The sequence below is a fragment of the Mycobacterium sp. TKK-01-0059 genome (assembly GCF_000709305.1).
Lineage (GTDB): Bacteria > Actinomycetota > Actinomycetes > Mycobacteriales > Mycobacteriaceae > Mycobacterium > Mycobacterium intracellulare.
In genome coordinates this window covers 15,589-27,878 of the sequence record NZ_KL446995.1, presented here as the reverse complement: position 1 = coordinate 27,878, position 12,290 = coordinate 15,589, and the positions used below count along the sequence as shown (strand labels likewise).

Here is a 12,290-nt window from a genome sequence, read left to right as displayed (position 1 = left end):
TTCACCTCGGAATGCTTAGCCGGCCGCGACCGCGTTGGCGGCCTCGGTGACCGCATACGAATCAGCGCTGACACCAAGGGTTTTCGCGACCAATTCGTAGATCGCCGCAGCTTGGGCGCTGACGGCCTGATACATCTGAGCGTGCGCGGCAAACTGCAGCGCCGTCAACGCCGACACCTCATCGGCGGCGGCGGGAACCACCCCGGTCGTCGGTGCGGCCGCGGGCGTGTTTTCGGCGCTCATCGCCGAGCCGATGCCCAGCCGGTTACCGGTCGCCGCCGTCAACATTTGCGGGGCGACGGTGAGTGAGAACATGGACTTCTCCTTGGAGACTTGGGATTACGGACATGGGCTGACCCCGTCCGCTGCGGTGTGTTAAGGCGCTGGTGCGGTCGCCGCGGGACGGAAACCGCGTCGCCCAACTCGGCTAGACAGAGTCAGGCAGGATTGACGTGTTCATTGGCCCGGCATTCATCCGAGCGGAAGGGGCGGCAGAGATTGGTGACGGTGGGCGAGCGTTCACCGGCCGTCGTGGCGCAACACGATGGCCTGCCGCCGGCTGATCATCGGCGAGCTATGCAGAACCGCGTCAAGAGGTCTCGACCGGTGAAGGCAATGGCAGCTGCGCGGGGCGGGGCTCGCCCAACCGGCACGACGAGTTTGACCCGCGAACCTGCGACGGCGACCACCGCGACCGCGAGACCGAGTTCCACCAGCGCGGTAACCGGCCCCGGCACCGGCATAGCCCCGAACACCTTGGAGCATTTGGCGGCCAGGCCGCGGTAAAGCGAAGCATGGTCGGCCTGCATGCCGGGCCCGCCAGTGCCAAACCCGCCATCCGCCGATGTCACGAAGGCGTGCGGTGGGTCAAACGCGAGAGGCGCGAAATGCACCAACCCACACCCCAGGGCGCCGAGGACCAGCCACACTGCAGCCGCGATCGCGACGACAGCGCGCAACCGCACCGAACTGCCTGCGCCGCGGGGACTCATAGTGTCTCAACTGTACCTGTCTATAGGGGGGTATGCCATACGTAGGGCGGCCGATACCACATTGTGCCCGGGTCAGGAGTGTGCCTGCTCGCGGCCCTAATGCCGCAGGTAAAGTCGATATCAGCAGTCGGGCCGCAGGGGCTGACGCGCACAATTGCACCCCCATACCGAATACCCCTACCCACCGGAGGTATAGCGGGCGGCCGAGCTGGCATTCCTCTACCCAGGCGGTAATCGGTACGCCGGCCCGCTCGCACGACAACACCAGCTCGCGGCTTCGATCTATCGGCCCGGACACATGAGGACTCACCCGGCAGGCGATGCGCGCGGCCGAGCCGTTGGCAGCTGTTCGCGTCAAATCCCTTAATCGCATGGGGATTTCGCGCCGATCGGGTGCTTAACGGTGGATCCTGCGGAGTCACATGGGTAATCACAAGGTGACGTCATCGACGCGACCGAACGTGAGCAATCTTGCGCCTGGTTGCGTGCCGATGCCATTCTGCGGCGACTCTTTGGGGTCAGAGTCGTCGTCATCGCGGGCCGGCGCCCGAAAGGATGACCAGGAGACGGGGACACAGATGCCTTGCCGTGCGGCGGTGTAAATCGCCGGCGTCGGCCCCGGCCGGTTATCGTCGGTACCGCCGCTTGGACGCCGCCAAGCTCGGAATGAGCCGGTTGCAGGTCGCGTGCGGGTTCGAGACGGTAGAGGGCAACTGCGGCGATGATGCCGATGAGAACCAGCCCGCCCCACACCAGTGCGCCGGCGCTCAGCCGTTGGGCCGCACCGAATATCGATCCGGTAGCCAAGTTGCCGACGAGGATTCCGGCTCCGACGATGGTGTTGTAGAACCCGTAATGGGTGGCCACGAGCCGGCCTCCGGCCAGCGAGACGACGGTGTCCATCTCGAACGGGAAGACCGCGGCCGAACCGACGGCCAGCAGCGCCGCCGACACCAGCAGGGCCCCCACCGCCGCCGGTGTCCCGAACCGATGGCCGTCGGGGACGACAGTCAGCGGCACAAACGAGGCCGCCAGGATGGCCACACCGATCGCCAGGCTACGTCCGGGTCCCCAGCGTTTGGTGAACCAACGGGTGATGCGCAGCTGTCCGATCACTGCAACCAGGCCCGAGACAACGAAAAGTACTGCAACCAAAGCCGTTTCAGAGCGCGGCGCCAGCATCGACGCCTGCAGCGGCAGCGCCAGGTACACCTGGAAGGTCAATACGTAGGAGCCGATCATCGCCGCCGCGAAGAGCAGGAACGGCCGATTGCCGGCGACAACCCGCCAGTCCTGCAGGAATGACTTCTGCTGCGGCGCCGAATCGACACCGCGTTGCGGCAACGTCAACAGCTGCGCCACGGTCAGCACTGCGAACACGGCCGCCGCTGCCGCCGCCGTGACCTGAAAATCAACGGCCACCAGGACCAGTCCGACCAGCGGACCCAACAGGATTCCGGCCTGATAGAAGAGGTTGAACATGGCGAAGGCCTCCACCCGGCGATCTCCGGCGTCAGCGGCCAGATAGGCGCGTACCGCCGGGTTGAACAACGCGCCGGCGAACCCGGTGGCCGCCGCGGCGATCAGCACAGCCGGCAACGAGTGAGCCACCACCAGCAGCGCGAATCCGCCGGTGCGCAGCACGCATCCGGCCACGATCAACGGCTTGTAGCCCAGCCGGTCGGCCAGGGTGCCGCCCACGATGAACATGCCCTGCTGGGAGAAGTTGCGCACGCCTAGCACCAGCCCGACGGCCCAGGCCGCCAGCCCGAGCGGGCCGGCCAGGTACCCGGCCAGATACGGCATCAGCATGTAGAAACCCATGTTGATGCCGAACTGGTTGAGCATCAGGACCTGGCTGGGCCGGTCGAAGCCTCGAAACCGGGTGAGGAAATCCCTCATGCGGCTGCGATCAGTGCGGGACTGACGACGGTGCTGGTGCGAGTCCAGGAGGTCACCACCTGCTGGGTGGGGTCGGTGATGACGGTGGGCTCGGCGACGGGTTGCCAGTCCAACAGCTGGTGCTGGTGGCAGTAGTCGTCGTTGTAGATGGTGTCGAAGTAGCGTTGCGGCCCGTCAGGAAACACCGCGGCGATGCGGGTGTCCTGCGGGAAGGTGCGCGCGGCCCAGCCCGCGACCAGCGCCACGGCCCCCACGCTCCAGCCGCCGCTGGCGAAGTTGCTGGCCGCCAAAGTGCGGCACGCCCACACCGACTCCTGCGGGGCCACCCAGTGCACCTCGTCAAAGGCGGCGTAGTCGATGTTGCGCGGATAGATGCTCGAGCCCAGCCCGCGCATCAACCGGCTGGCTACCGGCTGACCGAAAATGGTCGAGCCGATGGTGTCGACCCCGATCAGTTTCATGTCGGGGTTGAACTGGCGCAGCACCCGCGCCACGCCGGCGGAGTGTCCGCCGGTGCCCACCGAGCAGACCAGCACATCGACCCCGCCAAGCTGATCGAGCAGCTCCAACGCCAACGACCGGTAGCCGGTGATGTTGTCGGGGTTGCTGTACTGGTCGGGGCACCAGGCCCCCGGCTCGGCGGCCAGCAGCTGGGCGACCCGGTCTTTACGGGCCTGTTGCCAGCCCCCCACCGGGTGCGGCTCGGTGACCAGCTCGACCTGGGCGCCGTAGGCGGCCAGCATGTGACGCACGATCGGCTCCATGCCGGTGTCGGTGACCACGGTGACCGGATGCCCGTAGGCTTGGCCGGCCAACGCCAGCCCCAACCCCAGGCTACCGCTGGTGGATTCCACGATGCGCGCCCCGGGAGCTAATTCGCCGCGGGCCCGGGCGGCTTCGACCATGTGCAGGGCCGGGCGGTCTTTCATGCTGCCGCCGGGATTGAACCCTTCCAGCTTGGCCCAAAACCCGCGTCCGGGCGGGGCGAACGGCGCCTCAATGCGCAGCACCGGGGTATGGCCCACCATCGCACCGGGACGCCGATAGGCGTCGGTGCCGGGCTGGGCGCACTCACGTGGCTGAACAACTTTGAGCGCCGGGATCGGGTGAACATAGTTATCGAAAGACAAAACATCGGTCATGAGAATCGTCGCTTTCTTGCGAACGCCGCGAATCAGTGCGGCACTTGACAGGGGTCAGCGATCACCAGCCGCCGAGCACACACGTGCTGCAAACGACCTGGCGCTGACCAGTCAGCGACGAGACAAGCAGAACCGGGTCAAGACGTCTTGACCGGTAACAGAAAGAGCCGGGGCGCGCGGGGGGCCGCGCCCGGCGGGCACCCCAAACCGGGCCAGCCCACCGGTCAGCGCCACGGCGGCCACCGCACTCAACGCGATTAACGCAGCCACCACCGCGCCTGAGCGCGGCAGCACCGCCGTGGTGAACTGCTCGTGATGGTCGCCCGAGGAACCCTTGCCCACATGCGGATGATCGACATCAACGGTGAACTCACCACCCAGCGAAGCCACCAACGCATGCGCCGGCTGCGACATCGAAGACTGCGACACCGAAGACTGCGAATGCCCCATCACGCTGTGGGCACCGATGAGAACCCACGCCGCCAACCACGCCGCAGCCCCCACGGCCACTACATACCGGAGCCGAGGCAACCTGCTAGCACCACCGAATATCACGACACGCCAGCCCTGCCAGTATGGGAGAAAACCGGGAATAAGCCGGGGTGTTTCCGATGCGCGGATTCGCAACTCATCGCGTGCGTCGCCGATGAGCAGTTCACTGCGCGTCCGGTGGACATAGAAGCAGAATATACCCCATACCCGTATATGTAAACCGGGGCCTTTGGCGGTTGAGCAGTCCTAGGTTGCGCCTGACCAGATGCTGACGACGCTTCACGGGCTGTACGACGGCCGGCATAGTTATGCCTGAGATCTACCGTCACCTTCGGCCCGGCATGTCGATTACAACCAGTGCTCCGCCGCGCCCACCACCGGATTCATCGACCCAGCGGCCGTTGCGCCGTGATGTAGTGCAGCAACAACCGGTCACCGGTGCCGACGATGGAGAACCCCGCATCGGTAATCAGCTCATCGAGCTGGTGTAGCCGGTTCTGCTCCCTGGCATGGGCGTTGAAAACAGCAGCAATCCGGTGCAAGGCGCCACCGCCCGAGGGGCGAAGATCGGCGATGCATAGCCGTCCGCCCGGTCGCAGAACTCGGTACATTTGCCGCACTGCGTCGGCGCGTCGGTCGACTGGAAAGTGGTGAAACGCCAAGCTAGATACCACCACATCGAACGATTGGTCGGAGAAGGGCAGCTCTTCGGCGGAGGCAACCTGAAAGGCCGCGTTCGCCGGCGCACGCCGCGCGGCGTAGTCGACCATCGATTGTGAGGGATCGATCCCGACAACCCTGCCACCAGGGTGCACCGCCCGTGCGATTCGCCGAGTGAAGTATCCGGTCCCGCAGCCGACGTCGAGCACCCTATCGCCGGGCTCGGCGCCGGATAGCCCGACCAGCCGGTCCCACATGCGCGCACGTAGCCCCAGAGACCACGCATTGGTGGCCCATTCATAGGTACGGGGATAGTTGAGCACCCACCCGGTGCCGTCACCGTGGCGATGATCAGCGAACAGCCTCTGCGCCAGTCCCATCTAAAAATCCTTCCCGGATATGCTTTCAGTGCGGCCAACCCAACGGTACAGCAATACCCCCATGCGGTATATTCAAGCTCGACGGAGCGGGACGCGGCTCTCCGGGATCGAACGAAACACCGAACGGCGCAACGAAAGACAGGTGCAGGCATGCGCGAATCGACTTCTGACAGGGCGCGACTTAGCAGGCGGAGTTTTGTGGCTGCCACCGTCGCCGGCGGGTTCGCCCTGGCCGCATGCGGCCGATCCGGCGAGCAAACACGTACCGGAAACACGGCGATGGCGGCCGCCATCGCTGCTGCCGAGGCGGCGCGGCCCCACACCGGGCGTACCGTAACGGCGGCACTGACGCCTCAACCGACGACAATCGACCTCGGTGGCATCACTGTGCGCACGATGGCCTACGGTAACGCCATCCCGGGGCCCCTGATCCGCGCCAATGTCGGTGACGAACTCGCGGTCACGGTCACCAACCGGCTCGATTCGGCCACCTCGGTGCATTGGCACGGCATCGCGCTGCGCAACGACATGGACGGCGTCGCACCCGCCACCCCGAACATCGACGCCGGCCGCGACTTCACCTACCGATTTTCGGTACCTCACCCGGGCACCTATTGGGCGCATCCGCACGTCGGCCTGGACGCCGACTACGGCCTGTATCTGCCCGTGATCATCGATGACCCCCGAGAGTCGGGCCGCTATGACGCCGAATGGATCGTCGTACTCGACGACTGGACCGACGGCGTCGGCAAGACCCCCAGGCAGCTCTACGACGATTTGACCAATCAGCGCAGGCCCAGCATGGGCAGCATGCCGGGCATGGGAAACATGCCTCCCATGGAGATGGACGGTGTCGGGACCAGCAGTCTGCTTGGCGGCGACCCAGGCGATATTGCCTACCCGCACTACCTCATCAACGGCCGCATTCCCGCCGCTCCCACCACATTCAGCGCCAAGCCCGGAGAGCGCATCCGGATCCGGATCATCAATTCCGGCTCCGACACCGCGTTCCGCGTAGCGCTAGCCGGGCACTCGATGACCGTCACCCACACCGACGGCTATCCTGTAGTGCCCACCGAGGTCGACGCCGTGCTGGTCGGCATGGCCGAACGCTACGACGTCGTCGTCACCGCCGCCGACGGCGTTTTCCCGCTGGTCGCTCTTGCCGAAGGCAAAAATGCGCTGGCGCGGGCCCTGCTCTCCACCGGCGCCGGCAGCGCCCCTGATCCGGGTTTCCAGCCGCCCGAACTCAACAAGCGAGTCGGCACCGTCGAAATGTTCTCCGCCGCACCGGAAGTCGACTTGGGAGCCAAATCCGATGCGAATCTCCCTGTGGTCCTCAGCGGCGACATGACGAAGTACGATTGGCTGATCAACGGCGAGCCCTACAGCAAGACCAAGCCGCTACAGGTACGCCAGGGCCAACGCGCCACGCTGGCATTCGACAACACCACCATGATGTACCACCCGATGCACCTGCACGGACACACTTTCCAGGTGATCAAGCCCGACGGCACGCCCGGCCCGCGCAAAGACACTGTCAACGTACTGCCCAAACAGAAATTGAGCGCCGTCCTCGTCGCTGACAACCCGGGCGTCTGGATGTTCCACTGCCACAACACCTATCACCAAGAGGCCGGCATGATGACTCGCCTCGAGTACACCAGCTGAGCCATCACGGCGTGCGCGCAGGAGCGCGGCGGTGGCGGCGCCATGCTGGTAGGTGCCGAGCGAGCACTTAGCCGAGCGAGCCGATGAGCTCGCGGCATGCCCGTTCGCAGCGGCGGCAAACTTCCCCGCACAGCCGGCAGTGCTCGTGATGGGTGGCGTGCCCCTAACACTCGTCTGCGCAGCTTTTGCAGGTGATGGCGCATGTTTCGAGCACCGTTCTGGTCAGGTTGGCATCGTAGCCGGTGTGTCGGGAGAGGACACGGCCGGTGACGTCGCAGATATCCGAGCAGTCGAGGCACGTGCGGATGCATTTCCTCAGCTCGTCGACCGCAGCTTCGCTGAGGCAAGCGTCCGCACAGGCTGTACAGGCTTGCGCGCAGTCGATACAGGCTTCGATACAGGCTGTCACGTTGGCCGTATCCCCTCCGCCGAGGTCTTGGGGATAGCTCTCCAGCATGCTGCTGGTAGTAGTCACGTGTTCTCCGGGTGTTCAACGGCAACGGTTTTGATCATTTTCGGGGGGGGGGGGAATGCCTCCGCGCAGTCGTACTCGGTCCGACATACGCTAAACGGATCGCGCGTCTGTTCCCAGTTTTTGAGGCGAACAGTCACCTTCTGGCCGGACAAGTTCGATAACGGCTCTGGTCAGAATCGGGTCGAGCAATGCGGTAGCCGCAGACAAGGTGCTCACCCGCTGCGGAGGGCCCAAACAAGTCACCTTTGATTGTGGAATACATTGCGAGACATCACAGTTGCGTCCAAGAACACTCGAAGGTCGCCGCGCAATCGATGGTATTGGGTTTACGGGTTTCGACCGCACGGCCGCACTTCCCTAACGCTGTCACCACCCACGTCCTACCAGATACTCATTATGACCATCAGTTTCAACATGGCTAGGGTGATGCCGAGGTCGCTAGCCTTGCTAGACGAAGATTGTCTGAGATGTCATTCTCGACGGCCTGGATTGAGTGGCGTGCGCCCCGGCAGGCTTCTAATTGGTGAGTAACCCAAACCACCGTTCAACCTGCTCGAGCACGACGAGTATGTTGGGGTGAAGCAGATTCGAACTCGAGGATGGGCGACGAGCCGTTTCGTTATCCGTCGAATTTCACGAACGATGTGTCGTTGCGTCGGTGGGGTGCGAGTGCAAGGGCTACGCCGCCCGCTGAGTGCCCCGTGGCCGCTAGTGGTGCGCCATTTGTCCGTCTTCTTGGCCTATGCTCCCGGCACAGTGGTATCCGGGCGGTATTGCGGGCAGTAGGCATTGACTGCGGTGCCGAAGAAATAGCCGGCCACGTGTGCCGAGAGGTCGGTGTCTTTTACCAGCGACAAAATCAGGTTGGCCGGCGTCTGGCCTGCATCGAGTCCGGTGCACACTTTATGACCGGCCGCGATTGCGACATCGCGGTTGGTAAAGACGATCCCGTGTTTCTTGAGCGCGGCGAGGAAGTCATCGTCAGTTTGATCCGCTGATACAGGTGGAGCGAACTGCAGCGCAGCAGCAAAGAGCAGGATTACGCTCGTTGTCAACCATTTCCACCGAGGCACATTGGTTTGGGCCATTAATCTCTCCCGCGGGTGTTAAAAGGTCTTGAGACGCGGGAGCGTCGGGGGCCACCGACATGGCTTTGTTTGGTGCGCGCGCGGCGTCGTCGACGTTGGATGATGATGAATGCCACTGCCAGGGCGACCGCAATGGTGGCGAGGATGGCAGTTCCTGTGATCTGCTGGATGTCGTTGTAGTGCGGTAGGTAGTTGGCTTCCGCGGCGAATCGCCCGTTGCGTGGCGTGCTCATTTAGTGACCTTTCGGGTTGGCCCAAATTCATCGGCCGCTGAGCTGGACAGCCTTGACGATGAGCAGGACGGCGCCGACGACGAGGTAGCCGCGCAGCGCAATCATGCCTAGACGGGTCCCTGGCGACCAGGTCACGGGCTCTAACAAGGTCAGTGGTGGCATTCGCCAGCTATTGCGGTCAATAGGCCGCGCCGGGCTCGATGCCGCCGGTGGTGAGGGCTGGCGGCGACCCATCCAACGAAGTGCCGGTACCGTGGCTGCGGCGAGGATGACCAACGTCAGTGCCAGGTAGCCGGCGACAACGATCACGTTGAGGTCGGGGAACAAGGTAGTCGCGATCAGGATTCCCGACAGCAGCAGCAGGACGCCGACGATCAGCCCGGCAACCCAGTTGAGCCAGGGCCGGTTCACCCAGGGGCCCAATACTTCCCGGTCGTTGCACAGCAGCAGGAGGAACACGCTGGCGCTGGGCAACAGCAAGCCAGCGAGGGCCTGCACGGCGGTGGTGATCAATCCAAGGGGGGCGCCAGGGATCAGCACGATCGCTGCCGCAAACGCCACCATTGCGCTGTAGGAAAGGTAGAAAGGTTTGGCATCGGCAAACCCCCGGTGCAGCGAGTGTTTCAGGCCGAATACGTCGCCAAAGGCGTAGCTGGTGGCCAGGGTCACTGCGGCGGCGCCGAGGATCGAGGCGTCCATCAGCACGATCGCGAACAACCAGCCGAGCGTCGAATTGTGTTGGCCCAGTAGATGCGAGATGGCGCCGGCGTCGGTGAAACCACCTGTGGTGTTAGTGGAGCGCGCCGCCCAATCGCCGATCATGACCAGCGCGGTGGCGCCGATCACCACGATGAACGCCCCCAACACGGTGTCGGCGCGCTCATAGCCCATAAATCGAGGTGTAATGCGCTTGTCGACGACGTTGGACTGCTGAAAAAACAGCTGCCAAGGCGCCACGGTGGTGCCGACGATGGCAATGATCAAAAGCACCGCATCCGAGGTCACGCCGCCGGAGATGTTCGGCACCACAAATGATTTGGCGGCCTGGGCCCACTGTGGGTGCGCTATCAGCAGGATTGGGATCTGCGCCAAAGTGATGGCAATGAAGACAAACATGGCCCGCTCCCAACGGCGAAAGCTGCCGCTGGCCATGATCGCGATGAGCGCGACCGCTGAAACCGGAACGACAATATATTTGGAGATACCGATGTAGGTGGCGGCCAAAGTGATGCCGATGAACTCGGTGACGATCGTGAGGAAGTTGAGCAGGAACAGGTCGCCGACGGAGAACCAGCCCCAGCCGCGACCAAAGCGTTCGTTGATCAAGCGGGCGTGTCCGACGCCGGTAACCGCGCCCAGCCGGACCACCATCTCTTGGTTGACAATGAGCACCGGGATGAGCAGGAGTAGCACCCACAGCAGGGAGTAGCCATAATTTTGGCCAGCTTGGGTGTAGGTGGCCACCCCGCCGGCATCGTTATCGCCGACCATCACAATGATTCCGGGACCCACAATGGCAAGCAGCGTCAGCAGCCGCGTCTTGAACGTGCGGGGATGGTCGGTCTCCTCGACGTTAATGCGCCCGAAGGCGCCCTCGATATCACCGAGGTGAGCCGAGTCAAGCACAGCGGTGCGCTTCGGTGGTGGCGACTCGGATCGGTGAGTCGCTGCTGCGTGGCCGGTCGCGTTCTCTTCGCCGGAGGTCACCGCGCCTCACTGTTAGGTGCAGGCGCATCGCGATCGTCATCTGGTGGGGTGATTTCGCGGACCGGGCGGGGGGCGGGTTCGCGGCGACGCCAATCCTCGGGGATCGTAGCTTCTAGCACGTCATCGACGGTGACAACCCCGAGCACGCGATCCTGGCCGTCGACGACGGGGATGGAGTAGAGGTTGAAGTCGGCCATCAATAGGGCGACGTCGGTCAGATCGGCTTCGGCGCCGACCCGGATTGGGTCGCAATCCATCAGTGCTTCAACGGTGTGACCGGGTTCGGCTTGCAGCAGGTCGATCACCGACACGACACCAGCCAGGCGGTTGTCTTCATCAAGGACATGCATCTTGACCAATGCCTCGGGCTGTATCGTCGTGGCGCCCGCGATCACTGCCAGCGCCGTGCCCGCGGTGGTGCTTGCGGCGCAGGAGACGAAGTCGACATTCATCAGGCCGCCGGCACTGTCGGGGTTAAAGCCCATCAGGGTGATCACCTTCGTGCGCTGCGGGCCCGGCATCAGCTCCAGCACGCGCCTGCGCCGCGATTGACGCAGGTCTGCGATCGCGTCGGCGGCGTCGTCGGCGCGCATCCGGCCCAATAGTGCGGCGACCTCGTCATCGGCCATGTCATTGAGCAATCGGCTGGCCTTGTCAGGGTCAAGTTCTTCGAACACGTCGGCTTCCAATTCCGGGTCGCTGCGGACCCGGTCGAGGATCTCGCCGCCCTCGGCTTTGTCAGCGTCTTCGAGAAGATCAGCGATGTCCGCGGGTTTGAACCCGCTGAGCCGGCCTGACTGACGTCGCGATGCACCGGAGCGGGCGTGGCCGATCAGGGGTTCGAATGCCTTCCAATCTCGGGCCGCATGCCCACCCCGGCTTTTGATTAGTCCGAAGAACCGCGCCGGGCGGCGAGTATCCAGACGGACAAGCACCCACCCGCCCCCGGTATCTTCGAGCTCCACGTCATAGGCGCGTACCAACTCCACGGCAGCCACATCGATCAACCGGTGTCCTAGCACATCAGTGCGCAGCAACACCTCGCCGTCGCGGCGTTCGAAACCGCGCAGATCGATTTTGTGTGTCGCCAAGACCACGCGGTCTGGGGCGTACTGGGAAATGGAGGGGCTGCCGATGAACACCCGCCGCCTCCCCACCACAGCGACGATCCCACTCACCAGCGGATGCTCGTCGGCGCCGCGCAGCCGCACAATCACGTCCTGCACCCGGCCCACAGCCTCGCCCGACCGGGCCAGGACCGGCGCGTGCAGCAACTCTGAGAGATGCATAACCGGGTGCGCCCCGGCCTGCTTAGCTGGCGTTTCGGGTCCACTCACTTCTGCTCACCTTTCTTACCGGGCGCTCGTCGGGCTCAGGATGCCGTAGCCCACTCGAACGGGTAACCCTCGCGAGTCACGCGCTTCGGCGATTCGCTGCGGGGGAGACGCGACAGCATGGGCAATCAATTGGCGACCAGGGCCGACATCGCGTCCTGATACCGCCGCCCCGGCGGTACTTGACGATCCTGGACGGGCCGTAGATTCGTTG

10 protein-coding genes and 2 pseudogenes are annotated in these 12,290 nt (G+C 64.2%); 1 reads left to right on the top strand and 11 read right to left on the bottom strand.

Translation table 11 applies throughout. The features are described 5' to 3' along the window. Positions 1–15: 15 nt before the first annotated feature. The 6 genes and pseudogenes from K883_RS22345 to K883_RS22320 all read right to left on the bottom strand — a co-directional run bounded on the left by K883_RS22345 (position 16) and on the right by K883_RS22320 (position 5,568). On the bottom strand, positions 16–315 hold the full coding sequence (locus K883_RS22345; RefSeq protein ID WP_014711818.1) for a PE family protein: 300 nt from the start codon (positions 313–315) through the stop codon (positions 16–18). A 248-nt stretch (positions 316–563) separates the two neighbouring features. Further along, entirely contained in the window at positions 564–992 is a 429-nt protein-coding gene (locus K883_RS22340) for a putative copper homeostasis (lipo)protein LpqS (RefSeq protein WP_014711817.1), read from the bottom strand. 657 nt (positions 993–1,649) lie between these two features. Next, positions 1,650–2,894 (bottom strand): annotated as a pseudogene (locus tag K883_RS22335) (MFS transporter); the annotation flags it as partial. Further along, positions 2,891–4,036: a PLP-dependent cysteine synthase family protein gene (locus K883_RS22330; RefSeq protein WP_014711815.1), complete on the bottom strand. Its 1,146-nt coding sequence runs from the start codon at positions 4,034–4,036 to the stop codon at positions 2,891–2,893. The pseudogene K883_RS22335 and the gene K883_RS22330, both read right to left, overlap by 4 nt. 111 nt (positions 4,037–4,147) lie before the next feature. After that, positions 4,148–4,546, bottom strand: a complete 399-nt coding sequence (locus K883_RS22325; protein ID WP_020822727.1) for a putative copper homeostasis (lipo)protein LpqS — start codon at positions 4,544–4,546, stop codon at positions 4,148–4,150. Positions 4,547–4,911: 365 nt separating this feature from the next. Then, a complete protein-coding gene (locus K883_RS22320; RefSeq protein WP_014711813.1) occupies positions 4,912–5,568 on the bottom strand; it encodes a class I SAM-dependent methyltransferase in 657 nt (218 codons plus the stop codon). A 150-nt stretch (positions 5,569–5,718) separates the two neighbouring features. Here K883_RS22320 and K883_RS22315 point away from each other — a divergent pair, with 150 nt between their 5' ends. Then, positions 5,719–7,239 carry a multicopper oxidase family protein gene (locus K883_RS22315; protein WP_033712894.1) on the top strand — a complete coding sequence of 507 codons (1,521 nt, stop codon included), beginning with the start codon at positions 5,719–5,721 and terminating at the stop codon, positions 7,237–7,239. A gap of 67 nt (positions 7,240–7,306) precedes the next feature. On the opposite strand, the pseudogene K883_RS27240 reads toward K883_RS22315, so the two are convergent. From K883_RS27240 to K883_RS22305, 5 genes and pseudogenes are all read right to left on the bottom strand, one after another. After that, a pseudogene (locus tag K883_RS27240) lies at positions 7,307–7,696 on the bottom strand (four-helix bundle copper-binding protein). Between the two features lie 758 nt (positions 7,697–8,454). After that, entirely contained in the window at positions 8,455–8,802 is a 348-nt protein-coding gene (locus tag K883_RS27235) for a DUF732 domain-containing protein (protein WP_081490110.1), read from the bottom strand. Further along, positions 8,802–9,035, bottom strand: coding sequence for a hypothetical protein (locus K883_RS27230; protein ID WP_020822724.1), 234 nt, complete (start codon positions 9,033–9,035; stop codon positions 8,802–8,804). Before K883_RS27230 ends, K883_RS27235 begins: the two co-directional genes overlap by 1 nt. A gap of 27 nt (positions 9,036–9,062) precedes the next feature. Then, positions 9,063–10,742, bottom strand: a complete 1,680-nt coding sequence (locus tag K883_RS22310) for an Nramp family divalent metal transporter (RefSeq protein WP_020822723.1) — start codon at positions 10,740–10,742, stop codon at positions 9,063–9,065. After that, a complete protein-coding gene (locus tag K883_RS22305) occupies positions 10,739–12,031 on the bottom strand; it encodes a magnesium transporter MgtE N-terminal domain-containing protein (protein WP_014711810.1) in 1,293 nt (430 codons plus the stop codon). Before K883_RS22305 ends, K883_RS22310 begins: the two co-directional genes overlap by 4 nt. Between the last annotated feature and the right edge of the window lie 259 nt (positions 12,032–12,290).